The organism is Streptomyces fragilis, assembly GCF_003112515.1.
Classification (GTDB): domain Bacteria; phylum Actinomycetota; class Actinomycetes; order Streptomycetales; family Streptomycetaceae; genus Streptomyces; species Streptomyces fragilis.
Genome location: NZ_BEVZ01000002.1, coordinates 134,352 through 148,101, shown reverse-complemented (window position 1 = coordinate 148,101; position 13,750 = coordinate 134,352). Strand labels below are relative to the sequence as shown.

Sequence of the window (13,750 nt, the reverse complement as noted above, 5' to 3'; positions counted from 1 at the left end):
ACCAACACGCGCGTTCCGGCCACCGCGCCACGCCGGGCGCGGGCACCGGATGGCCACACCGCGCAGCGTTGGCTACGCTGCTCCGCCACGGCACTTCGGTCACGCACCGCACCGGAACGCGCACCCACCGTGCGGGTGACGTCCACGGAGGAACTCCTCACGCATCGGTGGGGCATGTTCCGGCCCGGGGCGGGGATCCGCCGAGAAGAAAGGACTTTCCTCTCCCCGCATCCGGGGAACGGAAACCTGTGAACCGACCGATGACGGACAGAACGGGGGCGGCCGACGTGAATGACTTCTCCACCACCGGACGCGCACCGGGCGCACCCGGGGCGCCCTGCTGGACGAGTCTGAGGACACGCGGCCTCGGTGTCGCCCACGACTTCTACGGGCCGCTGCTGGGCTGGGAGTTCACGCCGGGCAAGGGAGGCCCGCTGCGCGAGCTGATCGCCACCGCCCAGGGGCGTCCGGTCGCCGGCATCGGCCTGCTGCCCGCGGGTGCCGGGCTCACCCCCGAGTGGACGCCGTTCCTGACGGCCGACGACATCGACAGCGCGGCCCTGGCCGTCCGGCAGTGCGGCGGCACCATGGGCGTCGGGCCGCTGGACGACGCCGAGGGCGGGCGGGTGGCGTTCTGCTCGGACCCGGCGGGCGCGGTGTTCGGCATGCGGCGCCTGCCGCGCGCGTACCCGCCGCCGGCCCCCGGACTTCCCGGCACGCCCGCCTGGCTGGAACTGGTGGTGGCGGAGACGAGATCCGCGGTCAGGTTCTACCAGAGCGTCTTCGGGCTCGGCCGGGAGACCGCCCCGTCCCCCGCCGAGGAGCGGGTGGTGCTGCGTCACGCGGGGCGGCCGGTACTCGGCATCCGCGGTGCCGGGCTGTCCGTCCACCGCGCGGGCGGCGCGCACTGGACGACCTACTTCGCCACGTCCGACGTGGACCGCGCGACCGAGCACGCGGTGGCGCTGGGCGGACGGATCAGCCGCCCGCCCACCAACGGGCTCAACGGCCGCTCCGCCCAGCTGACCGACCCCGACGGCGCGCCCTTCGGGCTGCTCACCCCCGCCGCCACCCGGGCGGAACGGAACACCGCCGACGCCCGGGGAACCCGCGTCGCCTCCGCCTGACGCGGTCGCCCGGCGACGCCGCCGCACGTCCTAGGCGGGCTCCCGCTGGGCGGGCTCCGCCTGGGCGGGCTCCTTGGCCGCCCCCGGCGCGATGCTCGCCAGTGTCGCGAGGACGTGCGCACGCGTCGCCGCGTCCAGCGACCGCAGGGGGACCGGACCTCGTCGTCTCGGGGGAGCCCGCGACGAGGAGGCCGCCTCCGAGCAGCTGCACGGGCGGGGATGGACGGACGGCCTGCCCGTCGTCGTGCCCACGCCGGAGCGGGTGGAGCGCTTCCTCGCCGCGGCGACCCGGCACCCCGACGCCTTGCTGGGCCCCGTCGCCCCGCGCGGCGCGGAGCTGACCCTGCGCGGGCTCGCCGCCAACGCGGTGATGGCCGGCTGCCTGCCCGCGTACGTGCCGGTGCTGGAGGTCGCGGTCGTCGCGATGCGGCAGCCGGACTTCAACCTGTACGGCTCCCGGACGACCACCCACCCGTGCACGCTGATGGTCGTCGTCCAGGGCCCGGTCGCGGGTGAGCTCGGCATCGCGGGCGGGACGGGCTGCACGGGCTCCGGGTTCCGCGCCAACGGCACGATCGGCCGTGCCGTGCGGCTGGTCGCGATGAACGCCGGCGGCGCCCGCCCCGGCGGGGGCGAGGGGGCCCGCGGCACCGACCGGGCGACCCACGGCGCCCCGCGAAGTGGTCGTTCTGCTTCGCCGAGAACCAGGCGGACAGCCCCTGGCCGTCCTTCGGCGCGCAGCTGGACCGGCCCGACGGCTGGGACCCGGCGGACGACCTGGTCACGGTGGCCGCCGTGGAGGGCCCGCACAACATCGACGACCACCGGTCGTCCACCGCCCCGAACCTCCTGCGGACCATCGCGGCGACCACGGCGACGCCCGGCGCCAACCCCCTCCACCGCGGCGGCGACCAGTTCCTCGCGCTGGGTCCCGAACACGCGCGGCTGCTGGCCGACGCGGGCCTGTCGCGTGGCGACGTCCAGCAGTACCTGTTCGAGAACGCCCGTGTCGACGCCACCCGGGTCGGTGCGGAGAAGCTCCGGGAAGCGAGTCTGCGGGGTGGTTACCGGCTCCTGCCGGAGGCGTGGGGACACCGGGTGGCGATCGCCCGCGCGCCGGAGGACATCCGCGTCCTCGTCGCCGGCGGCGCCGGCAAGCACTCCGTCCGGATGCCGACCTTCGGCGCGACCTGGAGCCAGACGGTCCGGCTGCTGCGCTCGCCGGTGACGGCTGCACGGTCGCACCGCTCAACGAGACGGCCCGCTGGGCGAACGACCTGGAAGGGGAGTGACCGCCCCATGGGCCCGTGGGAGGACGACGCCGGCGGGCACGCGGCCGCCGGGGACCGGCCTCGCCCCGCCCGGAGGGGACCGGGAGTCCCTGCCCGAGGGGGACGGCGCTTCCCGTGCTCATGGCGCGTTTCGGTCGAACACACGTAGCATCCGCAGGTGACCACACATCCCACGCACCCCGCCGGCTGGTACCCCGACCCCCAGGGAGCCCCGCAGCTCCTGCGGTACTGGGACGGCGCCCGCTGGACCGAGCAGACCGCGCCCACGCAGGGCGCGCCGCAGGCGGCCCCCCAGATCCCCGACCCCCGGGTGGCCCGGCAGGTCCAGCATCAGGCCGGCGTCCAGGCGCCCGTGACCGGCACCGGCACGATCTTCACCGAGCCGGTCCTGGTCGTGAACCAGAAGGCCAAGCTGGTCGAGCTGGTCAACGAGTACAAGGTGATGGACCAGCAGGGCGCCCACATCGGCTCGGTCGTCCAGGTCGGCCAGAGCACCCTGCGCAAGGCCCTCCGCTTCGTCAGCAGCCTCGACCAGTACCTGACCCACCGGCTGGAGATCCGCGACGCCTGGGGCCGGCCGCTGCTGCTCCTCACCCGCCCGGCGAAGTTCATCAAGTCCCGGGTCGTGGTGACCCGCCCGGACGGCACGCCGGTCGGCGAGATCGTCCAGCAGAACGCGATCGGCAAGATCAGGTTCGCGATCACCGCGAACGGCGCCACGCTCGGCGAGATCCGCGCGGAGAACTGGCGCGCCTGGAACTTCGCCGTCGTGGACCACACCGGCACCGAGGTCGCCCGCATCACCAAGACCTGGGAGGGACTGGCCAAGACCCTCTTCACCACCGCCGACAACTACGTCCTGCAGATCCACCAGCAGCTGCCGGAGCCCCTGCGCAGCCTGGTCGTCGCCACCGCCCTCACGGTGGACACCGCCCTCAAGCAGGACGCCCGCGGCTTCGGGTGACCCGGCCGGGCCGGACGAAGAAGCGAGGGGGCGAACGGGCGGATCCTAGGCGACGTCGCCGGGCGGCAGGGCCCGCAGCAGGGCGTCGACGGCGGCCCGGTAGGCGTGTTCCGCCGGGGCGGCGTAGCCGATGACCAGCCCGTCCTCGGCCGGGGTGGTGGCCCCGGGATGACGGAAGTGGGCGAGGCCGTCCAGCGCGATCCCCTGCCAGGCGGCGGCCTTGACCACGGACGACTCCGTCCCGGGCGGCAGCCGCAGGACCGCGTGCAGCCCCGCGGCGATGCCCGTGGCCGTGACGTGCGGGGCCCGTTCGGCGAGGGCGGTGACGAGCTGGTCGCGCCGGCCCCGGTAGCGCCGGCGCATCAGGCGGACGTGCCGGTCGTAGCGGCCGGAGGTGATGAAGTCGGCGAGGGTCAGCTGGTCGAGGACGCTCGCCCACGCCTCCCGCTCGCCCTTGGCGGCGAGGACGCCGTCGACGAGGTGGTCGGGCAGCACCATCCAGCCGATCCGTACCGCCGGGGACAGGCTCTTGCTGACCGAGCCGAGGTGGACGACCCGTTCGGGGTCCAGGCCCTGCAGCGCTCCGACGGGCTCACGGTCGTAGCGGAACTCCCCGTCGTAGTCGTCCTCCAGGACCAGTCCGTCGCCGGCCCGCGCCCAGTCGACGACCGCGGCACGCCGGGCCGGGTGCAGCGGGCCGCCGGTGGGGAACTGGTGCGCGGGCGTGAGCAGCACGCCGCGAACCCTCGGTCTCACATCGGCCAGCTCCTCGACGGTGGCACCTTGTTCGTCCAGCCCCAGGGGCACCGTCCGCACGCCGGCGCTCTCCAGGATCGCGCGGTGGAACCCCAGCCCGTACGACTCCACCGCGAACGGTCCGCGCAGCACCCCGCCGCCGGCCGCGCCGCGCGAACCGTCGAACAGCAGCCGCAGCGCGTGCGCGACGCCGGAGCACACCACGATCCGGTCGGGGTCGGCCCGCACCCCGCGGGCGCGGGCCAGGTACTCGGCGAGCGCGCGGCGCAGCTCGACGCGGCCGCGCGGGTCGCCGGGGCCGAAGACCTCGTCGGGTGCGGAGGCCAGCGCCCGCCGGGCGGAGGCCAGCCAGGCCGTGCGGGGGAACGAGGCGGCCTCCGGCGCGCCCTGCCTCAGGTTGTGTGCCGGAGCGTCGGGCCGGCGGGCGGCCGGCTTCGGCCTCCGCGCGGGCGGAGGCGGGGCGGCGCGGTCCGCCACCCTGGTGCCGGAACCCCGGCGCGCGGTCAGCCACCCCTCGGCGACGAGTTCGGCGTAGGCGTCGGCGACCGTGTTGCGGGCCAGGCCGAGGTCGGCGGCCAGCGAGCGGTAGGGCGGCAGTCTGGTGCCGGGCGCGAGGCGTCCCTCGCGTACGGCCTCCCGCAGGGCGCGGATGAGCACGGCGCGGCGACTGCCAGGACCGGACAGGTCCAGGTGCAGGTCACTGCCGATGCGCTCCGCCGAATCGACCCATGGTTCCGGCATGGCAGTGCACCCTAGCCGAGGCCGGTGCCCGCCCTCACCCGCGATGAGGGCTCTCAGACGGCCTTCTGCGAGGCTGCCGCGTCGGGCCGCAGGTCGTCGAGGCCGAGCGGGCGGGCCGGAGGGCCGGACAGGACCTCGTGCCGCGTGACGCCGAGGCCGGGGCCGACGTGGAGCAGTTCTCCGGGTTCCATCAGGCGCCAGCCCGGGCTGTCGTCCATCCGCTCGCTGGCGACGACGACGGCGGGCCGGCTTGCCAGGTGCGCGGAGTGGACGCGCATCCGGCCGCCGCTGCCGCTGTGGTCGAGGTGCCGGCCGCCGTGCAGGCCGCCGGCCCCGCGTTCGAGGACGTACAGGTCGTGGGTGTCCGGGTAGCGCAGCGCCCACAGCTCCCGGGGGGTGACGAGGATCAGGTTGAGGGCGTAGACCGGCAGGTTCGCGGCGATCCAGCGGGCCGCCTGCCGGATGCCCGCGGTGACGTCGCCGTCGTGCCGCCGGGTCTCCCGGGTGATCAGGGCGAAGACCCGCTCGGAGTCGGTGTCGCCCCGCACCCGCGAACGGTCCTCGCCCAGGTGGTCGTCGAGCGCGTCCAGGCCCTCGACGACCCCGTTGTGCGCGAGGAGCCGTCCGTCCTGTTCGAAGGGGTGGGTGTTGCGGGTGTCCAGGCCGCCGGTGGACGCGAAGCGCAGGTGGGCGACGAAGGTCGCCGACTCGACCTGGCGGGCCTCCTGGGCGAAGGCCCGGTCCCGGTAGGCCGCGACCGGGGCCTTGTCGACGCGGGGGTCTCCGTCGGCGGTGAAGTGGCCGAGGCCGGTTCCGTCGGGGTCGCGGTGGCTCTGGTCGCTGAGGCTGTCGGGGGCGTCCAGGAGCCAGAAGGTGGCGTGCGTGCGGTGTGGGGCGCTGCTGAGGCCGAAGAGGCGGCACACGGCGTTCCTCCGTGGGGCGTGGAGCGGTGGTACGCCGTCACCGGCGACCGGGACGGCGGGGGTTCCTGGTCTCGGCGCCGTGGGCGAAGCCGCCGGCCTCCGCGCCCCGCCGGGGGGCGTCCTGCGTCTCCAGCCGGCTCAGGGCGCGGCGCAGGTCCTCCAGGAGCAGGTCGGCCAGGTCGTGGCTGAAGTCGACGCGGACGACGACGCGCAGGACGGCCAGGTCGGTGCGGTTCTCGGGGAAGGTGTAGGCGGGGGCCTGCCAGCCCCGTTCACGCAGCGCCGCGGACACGTCGAAGACGCTGAAGCGCCGCTCCCCGTCGCGCACCCGGAAGGCGAAGACGGGGATGTCGCTGCCGTCGGTGATCAGCTCGAAGGGGCCGAGCCGCGCGATCTCCCCGGACAGCCGGGTGGCGACGTCGCGGCAGGTCTGCTGGACCCGCCGGTATCCGTCGAAGCCCAGCCGCAGGAAGTTGTAGTACTGGGCGACGACCTGGGCCCCCGGCCTGGAGAAGTTCAGGGCGAAGGTCGGCATGTCGCCGCCGAGGTAGTTGACGTGGAACACCAGGTCGTCGGGCAGGGCCTCGCGGTCCCGCCACAGGGCCCAGCCGACGCCGGGCATGACCAGGCCGTACTTGTGGCCCGAGGTGTTGATCGAGGCGACCCGCGGCAGCCGGAAGTCCCACCGCAGGTCGAGGTCGAGGAAGGGGGCGATCATCGCGCCGGAGGCGCCGTCGACGTGGACGGGGACGTCCACTCCGGTACGGGCCTGGAGGTCGTCCAGGGCCGCGCAGATGTCCGCGACGGGCTCGTAGCTGCCGTCGAAGGTGGAGCCGAGCACGGCGACAACGCCGATGGTGTTCTCGTCGCACCACTCGACCGCCCGGTCGGGGGTGAGGTGGAAGTGGTCGCCCTCCATGGGCACGTAACGGGGCTCGACCTCGAAGTAGTCGGCGAACTTCTCCCAGCAGATCTGGACGTTGCTGCCCATGACCAGGTTGGGCCGGTCGGTGGGCCTGCCCTCGGCACGGCGGCGGTGCTGCCAGCGCCGCTTGAGGGCCAGCCCGCCCAGCATGGCGGCCTCGCTCGACCCCGTGGTCGAGCAGCCCATCGCGTGCCGGGGGTCCTCGGCGTGCCAGAGGTGGGCGAGCATGTGCACGCACCGGGCCTCGAGCTCCGCGGTCTGCGGGTACTCGTCCTTGTCGATCATGTTCTTCTCGGCGCACTCGTCCATCAGCCGCCGGGCCTCGGGCTCCGCCCAGGTGGAGACGAAGGTCGCCAGGTTCTGCCGGGCGTTGCCGTCGAGCATCAGCTCGTCGTGCACCACCTGGTAGGCCGTGGCCGGTTCCATCTCGCCGGCCGGCAGCTGGTACCGGGGCACCCGCAGGGGCTCGCGGCTGAACACCGGGTTGACCTGCAGGTCACGGCTCCTGTCGTGGGCCTCGTGCTTCACCGTCACGGGTGCTCGGCCTTTCCGCGGGGAGGGGTACGCCTCTGCCAGGACTCCCCCGCGCGGCCGGTGACGAATCAGGCCGGCCCGCGCCGGCCGGGGGCTCGACCGCGACGGCAGCGGCACGGCTCCGGCCCGGCCCGGGCCCCGGGGTGCGCCCACCAGGGCCGGGGCGCCTCACCCGGGAGCCGCGCCGGGGAGGGCGTACGCGCGCTCAAGTTTCCTCCGGACGGCCGACGACCGGAGGGCGACGGGCCTGAGGGCACCGACCGGAGCGGGCCGGCCAGAGGGCACCGACCGGCGGGCGGCGGCCGGAGGACGACGGGCCGGGGGTTCCTGGCGGGCGCCGGCCGGAGGGGGTCGGGTCCGCGCACGACGACCGACGGGCGCGGCCCCTAATTGACCCGGAAATCCGGCACGGAAATGCACCCTGGAGGGAGTCTTTCCGCGCCCTAGATTCGCAGCATGACGAACACCGCGCACACCACGACCGCCCCCGCCTCCGCCCTCTCCCCCGCCCCCGCGGCCGGCCACCACCACGCCTCGCGCCTCGACTTCGCGAAGGCGGCGCCCAAGGCGTTCAAGGCCCTCGTCGGCTTCGACGCCGCCGCCCGCGAGGGCATCGACCCGGCCCTGGTCGAGCTGATCCAGATCCGGGCCTCCCTCCTCAACGGCTGCGCCTACTGCCTCCACATGCACACCACCGACGCCCGCAAGGCAGGCGAGGACGAGGCCCGCCTGCACATGATCGGCGTCTGGCGCGAGGCCCGGAGCTTCTTCACGGGCAAGGAGCAGGCCGCCCTCGCCCTGACCGAGGCCGTCACCCTGGTCTCCCGGGCCGGCGTCCCCGACGACGTCTACGCCGAGGCCGCCCGCCACTTCGACGAGCCGGAACTCGCCCGCGTCCTCGCCCTGATCCTCACCATCAACACCTGGAACCGCATCGCCCTCGGCACCGCCAAGATCGCCGGCCAGGACCAGCGGGCGGCCCGCTGATGGCCGCCACGACGACGGCGGCCGGACCTCGTCCGGCCGCCCCGGCCCCCGCGCGGCACGCCCCTGCGGCTGCTGCGCGACCGCGGCCTGCGCACGGGCATGGCGGTGACGTTCCTCTACATGGCGACCGTCGGCACCCTCGCCTACTTCCTGACCGTCCACTTCCAGAACGTGCTCGGCTACGACGCCCTGCAGACCGGTCTGGCCTACCTCGTCCCGATGCTGGCGATCACCCTGGGCTCGCTGCTGGCGGGCCGGGTCACCACGCGGCTCGGCGTGCGCACCGCGATGACCGGCAGTCTGGTCCTCGCCGGGTCGGGCACGGCACTGCTGGCCCTGACGATCTCCGCCGACGGCTCCTACGCCGCGCTGGTCCCCGGCTTCCTGATCCTCGGCCTCGGCCAGGGGGCGGGTTACACCCTGATGTTCGGCGCGGCCTCCGCCGGCGTCGCGGGGCACGAGCAGGGCATCGCCTCGGGCATGGCGTCCACCGCCCAGCAGGTCGGCGGCGCGGTGGGCCTGGCGGTCCTGGTCGCCCTCGCGGGCCTCGGCGAGCGGACCTCGGCGGTCGCCACGGTGGACGGCATGCGCGTCGCCCTCCTCGCGGCGACGGCGGGCATCGCCCTGACGGCAACCGTGGCCCTCACCTTCCCCCGCCGCCCCTGACCCGCCGCCCGCCCCTCACTCTCCTCGCCGCCCGGTCCTCTCGCCCTCGCCCCTCGTCCCCTCTCGCCGCCCGGTCCGGGCCGCCGCACCCGCCGTCGGCCCGGTCCGGGCGGTTCGGCCGCTCGACCGGACATCGGCCGCCGCCACGCGCGCCGCGCCGCGCGAAGTGCGGAGCGTCCCGTCACTCAGCCGGAGCTGACCGGCAGCACGTCCGGGGACAGTGACGCCGCCTTGGCCGTGGCGCTGGTCATCTGCCGGCGGTGGTGGCGGCGGCACAGGACCTCGTAGCCGATCTCGTCGGGCTGGTTGGCGACGTCGCCGACCATGACCTGCTCGCCCTCGACGACCATCACGCCGCCCACCGTGCGCGCGTTGTGCGTGGCCCGCGCCCCGCACCAGCACAGCGCCTCGACCTGCAGGGTCTCGACCCGGTCGGCGAGTTCGATCAGCCGCTGCGAGCCGGGGAAGAGGCGGGTGCGGAAGTCGGTGGTGATGCCGAAGGCGTAGACGTCCATCTCCAGGTCGTCCACGATCCGCGCCAGCTGGTCGACCTGCTCCGGGGCGAAGAACTGCGCCTCGTCGGCGATCACGTAGTCGATCCGGCCGCCCCGCTGCAGCCGGTCCACCACGTACGCGTACAGGTCGAACCCGGTGCCGGCCTCCACCGCGTCCGTCACCAGGCCCAGGCGCGACGACAGCTTGCCCTCGCCGGCCCGGTCGTCCCGGGTGAAGATCAGCCCTTCCAGCCCGCGGGCGGACCGGTTGTGGGCGATCTGGAGGGCCAGCGTCCTCTTCCCCGCAATCAACGGACCCGCGGCAGCCGGTGCGGCGGTCGCGGGTCCGCGGGCACATTGCCGCCGGCCTCCACATGGTCGCCGCGGACAGCTCGGTCAGACCCCGGTTCAGCGGTGGTGCAGGGTCTCCGCGGCCGCCGCCAGCACATGACGGTCGTGGTACCCCTTGTGCACGGGCGGGGGCTGCCGGCCCAGATCGAGGAGACTGCTCACGGCCGTCCAGGCGGTCCGCACCGAGTACTCGACGGTGAAGGCGGCCTCGTCGGGGAGCTCGGCGAAGTGTCCGACGAAGGCGAGGTTCACCGAGCCCCGGGGCACGACCCTGGGCCTGTCGTCCCGGGTGCGGCGCAGGAACGGTCCGGTGAAGTACGGGAGCAGGCAGGGCACGACCGTCGACGTCTGCCGGACGCGCGCCGCCACCGCCTCGCCCAGCGGCAGGTGGTGCAGGACCTCCTCCAGGATCTCCTGACCGGAGCACTGCGTCATCGGCTTGGGCGTCCGGGCGCCACGGCGGTCGGGGAACAGGCCGTAGCCCCACCAGACCGACACCCCTTCCGGCTGGTCACGGTGGACCGGCTGCCGGTCGGCGACGACGCTGAGCAGCCAGGGGGAGCCGGTGAGGGTCATCAGGCCGCCCCTACCCGTCTCACGGCCGCTGAACTCCGTCAGCGCCTCGAGGAACACGGGGTCCTTCGTGGTCACGGTGAACGACACCCCGAGGGACTCCTTGACGTTCTTGTCGAAGACCGCCGGGTCGCCGAGGTCCTCGCGGCCGCGGGCCATCCGGTGCCACAGGAGCCAGGCGTCCGAGCGGCGCGGAGGGGCGGGCGGCGGGGTGGTGTGCGAGCCGAAACCGGCGGCGTCGGTCACCGCGCCGTTGGTCACCAGAACCAGGTCCTCAGGCGCCACGGCGATCCTCTCCTTCTGTCCGTTCCTGGCGAGGTGGAGGGTCCTGACCGTGATGTCCTTCCGTCCCGGCGCCAGTGCGAGGTCGACGACACGGCAGCCCGTGTGGAAGGACACTCCGCGCTCGCGCAGCCAGGCGACCAGCGGAAGGACGAGGGAGTCGTACTGGTGGTACCGGGTGCGGTGGTCGCCGGACATGGTCGCGAACTCGGGCAGGAGGTGGGCGAAGCGCCGGAGATGGCGTCGGAACTCCACCGCGCTGTGGCCCGGCCGGAAGGCGAACGTGGTGGACCAGACCAGCCAGAAGGCCGAGGTGAAGAAGTGTTCGCCGAAGCAGTCGGTGATCCGCTCGCCGTCCAGCGACCGCTCGGGGAGCGCCAGCAGCCGGAGGAGCTGGAGCCGGTCGCGTTCGGAGAGGCCCGTCGCACGAGGGTCGACGGGCCTCCCCTCACCGTCGACGAGACGGGTGACGTCGTCCAGGGGGAAGCTCTCGTGGTCCTCCAGTATCTCCCGCGCCACGCTCACCGACGGGTCGTCGAGGCTCGGAATGCCCGACAGCAGGTCGAACGCGCAGTGTGATCCCGCGTCGATCAGGCGTCCGCCGGGCACGGTGTGTCCGGGTCCTGTCGTGCCGCCGGCGTTCAGGCTTCCGCCGATGTCCGGCCGTTCCTCGAAGAGGTGGACGTCCCCTCCGTCGAATCCGCCGTCACGGATCAGGAACACGGCCGCCGCGAGTGCCGCGACCCCACTGCCCACCAGATACGCCTTCGCCATCGCACAACTCCCTGGTCTCCGGCTCCTCGACCGCGGAACCGCTCGCCCTCAGCGTTTCCCGGGCACCGGTGTGCCGTCAGTGGGCCGGTCAGGCCCTCCGGCCGGTCCGACCGGCTCTCGCCGGCCGGGGTCTTCCGGCGGGAGTCACCGGACGGGAGCCCAGGTGGCCGCCACACGCGGCTGGGTGTCGTCGACGTGGAACGTCAGCGCGTTCAGCACTCCCACGACGCCCTCCAGCCGCCATGTCCGGTGAACGGCCTCCGCGGCCTGGCTGCGGCGCTCGATCCGGCCGTCGAGGGTGACGACGCCGTCGTGGACGGAAACGAGGACGGCGCCGGGCGCCAGTCCCAGCGCACCGGTGAGGACCTCCTCGGCCACCTGGCGGCGGAGGTCGTCGTCGGTGCGGAGGAAGACCCGCAGAAGGTCCCTGCGGGTGGCGATGCCGATGAGCCGGTCCTCCTCGTCCACCACGGGCAGCCGCTCCACACCACGGCGCTCCATCAGCCGCGCCGCGTCCGGCACGGACTGCTCCGGATGAACGGTGATCGCGGGGCTGGTCATGAGGTCGCCGGCGGTGACGGCTCCCCTGGGCTCGCTGCCGTCCCGGTAGGCCTGTGCCCGGAGCAGATCGGTCCCGGAGACCACACCCACGACCTTGTCGTCGTCGTCGACCACCGGCAGGCCGCTGATCCGGTGGTGGTCGAGCAGCCGGACGACTTCCTTGAACTGGGTTCCTCGGCGGGCCCGGACGACCTCACAGGTCATCACCTGACCGACGGTGCGGAATCTCATGATCTTCTCTCCTTGACGGCGGGCCGGGAGCGGACGCCGGCACGGGCACCCGCGGGGGCCGGCACGTCTTCAGCGTGCCGGTGCCGTGCCCCGCGCCGCGAGGGGCGCCCGGCCCTCGGCAGGGGGCCAAGGGTCCCCCGAACCGGTACCGCACGGCCCGTGCCCCGGCGGGCCCGCGACGGTGAGGCTGGAGGGGTCCCGGGGCGACCGGGTGACGACCGGCCCTTGCCGGGAGGACCGACATGACCGTTCGTGTGGGCATCAACGGCTTCGGCCGCATCGGCCGCGACTACCTGCGCTGTGTGCTCGACAGGGCCGCCGGTACGAACGCGGATCTGGAAGTGGTGGCGGTCACCGACCTCACCTCGCCGGAGGCGCTGGCGCACCTGCTGGCGTACGACTCGACGTACGGCCGGCTGGGGCGAAGGGTCGAGCACGACGACACGTCGCTGACCGTGGACGGCCGGCGGATCGCGGTGGCCCGCTGAAGGGCGTGCTGAGGGTGTCCGACGCCCCCATCGTCTCGCGGGACGTGGTCGGCGATCCCGCCTCGTGCGTCCTGGACGCGCCGCTCACCCAGGCCCACGGGGACCTGGTGAAGGTCTTCGGCTGGTACGACAACGAGTGGGGCTACGCCAACCGCCTGCTGGACCTGTCCGAGCACGTCGCGGCCCGGCTCCCCGAGGCCTGATCGCCACGGCCGGCCGGCTGCCTCCCCGGCCGCCGGCCGGCCGGTCACGCGCCGGGTGTGGCGGCGCCCGGTCCCTTCAGGTCGAACTGGACGTCGACGACGCCCTCGACCGCGCGGGCCAGACGGGCGGCGACGGGCACCATCGAGGTGTCCCGGAGCCGCCCGCAGAGCGTGACCACGCCGTCCGCGACCTTCACCCGCACCGGGGGCCTCAGGGTGGGGAACAGGTACGCGACGACCTCGCGGCGGACCTCCGCGGCGATCTCCTCGTCCGGGCGCAGGAACACCTTCAGCAGGTCGGCACGGCTGATCACGCCCTTGAGCATGCCCCGGTCGTCGACGACGGGGAGCCGCTTGACCTGCCGTCGCGCCATGACCCGGGCTGCCTCGGCGAGGGGCGCGTCCGCGCGGACGGTGACCGCGGGCGCGCTCATCAGCTCGCCCGCCGTGCGGGCGCCCGCCTTCGCCAGGTCGAGCAGCCGGTCCCTCTGGGTGAGGCGGTCGGGGTCGCTGTCGCGGAACTCCTCCTTGGGCAGGAGGTCGGCCTCGGACACGATGCCCACGACGCGGTCCTCCCCGGCCAGCACGGGCAGGGCGCTGACCCTCCACTGCTGCATGATCGCGACGACGTCCTTGAACGTGGCGTCCCGGCCGACCGAGACGACCGTGTGGGTCATGACGTCGCTGACCGTGTACCGACTGCCGCGCATGATCTTCCTCTCATCGTGATGTGACGGGCCCGGGCGGTCCGCCGGGCCCGGTGCCCGCGCCCGGTGGTACGGGCGCTGCTCCTGGCTCCAGCCTCGCCCCGTGCCGCGTCGTGGGCCACGGGCCGCTCGGGCCCGCTCCGGGGGTCGTTCGGCCCCGGCCGCTTCGCG

12 protein-coding genes and 3 pseudogenes are annotated in these 13,750 nt (G+C 74.3%); 7 read left to right on the top strand and 8 right to left on the bottom strand.

Annotated features, from left to right (window positions below; genetic code table 11):
* Window positions 1-260: 260 nt before the first annotated feature.
* Entirely contained in the window at window positions 261-1,127 is an 867-nt protein-coding gene (locus Sfr03f_RS02685) for a VOC family protein (RefSeq protein ID WP_159105522.1), read from the top strand.
* A gap of 30 nt (window positions 1,128-1,157) precedes the next feature.
* On the opposite strand, the gene Sfr03f_RS02680 is transcribed toward Sfr03f_RS02685, so the two are convergent.
* Entirely contained in the window at window positions 1,158-1,652 is a 495-nt protein-coding gene (locus Sfr03f_RS02680) for a hypothetical protein (protein WP_159105521.1), read from the bottom strand.
* Between the two features lie 270 nt (window positions 1,653-1,922).
* On the opposite strand from Sfr03f_RS02680, the gene Sfr03f_RS02675 reads away from it, so the two are divergent.
* Window positions 1,923-2,567 (top strand): hypothetical protein, encoded by a 645-nt coding sequence (locus Sfr03f_RS02675; protein ID WP_159105520.1) that lies wholly within the window; start codon window positions 1,923-1,925, stop codon window positions 2,565-2,567.
* A 9-nt stretch (window positions 2,568-2,576) separates the two neighbouring features.
* Entirely contained in the window at window positions 2,577-3,383 is an 807-nt protein-coding gene (locus Sfr03f_RS02670; RefSeq protein ID WP_108952065.1) for an LURP-one-related family protein, read from the top strand.
* Between the two features lie 45 nt (window positions 3,384-3,428).
* Here the strand turns inward: Sfr03f_RS02670 and pdxR are convergent, their stop codons facing one another.
* The 3 genes from pdxR to gad are packed head-to-tail and all read right to left on the bottom strand — an operon-like array spanning window position 3,429 to window position 7,262.
* Window positions 3,429-4,880 (bottom strand): MocR-like pyridoxine biosynthesis transcription factor PdxR, encoded by a 1,452-nt coding sequence (gene pdxR, locus Sfr03f_RS02665; RefSeq protein WP_108952064.1) that lies wholly within the window; start codon window positions 4,878-4,880, stop codon window positions 3,429-3,431.
* Between the two features lie 53 nt (window positions 4,881-4,933).
* Complete coding sequence (locus Sfr03f_RS02660; RefSeq protein ID WP_108952063.1) at window positions 4,934-5,803, bottom strand: class II glutamine amidotransferase; 870 nt, start codon at window positions 5,801-5,803, stop codon at window positions 4,934-4,936.
* Window positions 5,804-5,840: 37 nt separating this feature from the next.
* Entirely contained in the window at window positions 5,841-7,262 is a 1,422-nt protein-coding gene (gene gad, locus Sfr03f_RS02655; protein WP_108952062.1) for a glutamate decarboxylase, read from the bottom strand.
* Window positions 7,263-7,718: 456 nt separating this feature from the next.
* Between gad and Sfr03f_RS02650 the strand changes: the two genes are divergently transcribed.
* Both Sfr03f_RS02650 and Sfr03f_RS02645 read left to right on the top strand, forming a co-directional pair.
* Window positions 7,719-8,249 carry a carboxymuconolactone decarboxylase family protein gene (locus Sfr03f_RS02650; protein WP_108952061.1) on the top strand — a complete coding sequence of 177 codons (531 nt, stop codon included), beginning with the start codon at window positions 7,719-7,721 and terminating at the stop codon, window positions 8,247-8,249.
* A 30-nt stretch (window positions 8,250-8,279) separates the two neighbouring features.
* Window positions 8,280-8,915, top strand: a pseudogene (locus Sfr03f_RS02645) (MFS transporter); the annotation flags it as partial.
* Between the two features lie 185 nt (window positions 8,916-9,100).
* Here the strand turns inward: Sfr03f_RS02645 and Sfr03f_RS02640 are convergent.
* From Sfr03f_RS02640 to Sfr03f_RS02630, 3 genes are all read right to left on the bottom strand, one after another.
* A complete protein-coding gene (locus Sfr03f_RS02640; RefSeq protein WP_108952059.1) occupies window positions 9,101-9,721 on the bottom strand; it encodes a thymidine kinase in 621 nt (206 codons plus the stop codon).
* A 96-nt stretch (window positions 9,722-9,817) separates the two neighbouring features.
* Window positions 9,818-11,389 (bottom strand): oleate hydratase, encoded by a 1,572-nt coding sequence (locus tag Sfr03f_RS02635; protein ID WP_108952058.1) that lies wholly within the window; start codon window positions 11,387-11,389, stop codon window positions 9,818-9,820.
* Between the two features lie 144 nt (window positions 11,390-11,533).
* A complete protein-coding gene (locus Sfr03f_RS02630; protein WP_170145024.1) occupies window positions 11,534-12,181 on the bottom strand; it encodes a CBS domain-containing protein in 648 nt (215 codons plus the stop codon).
* A 242-nt stretch (window positions 12,182-12,423) separates the two neighbouring features.
* Here Sfr03f_RS02630 and Sfr03f_RS31770 point away from each other — a divergent pair.
* Together Sfr03f_RS31770 and Sfr03f_RS31765 are read left to right on the top strand one after the other, a co-directional pair.
* Window positions 12,424-12,660 (top strand): annotated as a pseudogene (locus tag Sfr03f_RS31770) (glyceraldehyde 3-phosphate dehydrogenase NAD-binding domain-containing protein); the annotation flags it as partial.
* A pseudogene (locus Sfr03f_RS31765) lies at window positions 12,660-12,872 on the top strand (type I glyceraldehyde-3-phosphate dehydrogenase); the annotation flags it as partial. The pseudogenes Sfr03f_RS31770 and Sfr03f_RS31765, both read left to right, overlap by 1 nt.
* Before the next feature lie 44 nt (window positions 12,873-12,916).
* On the opposite strand, the gene Sfr03f_RS02620 reads toward Sfr03f_RS31765, so the two are convergent.
* Window positions 12,917-13,582 carry a CBS domain-containing protein gene (locus Sfr03f_RS02620; protein WP_108952057.1) on the bottom strand — a complete coding sequence of 222 codons (666 nt, stop codon included), beginning with the start codon at window positions 13,580-13,582 and terminating at the stop codon, window positions 12,917-12,919.
* Window positions 13,583-13,750 lie beyond the last annotated feature (168 nt).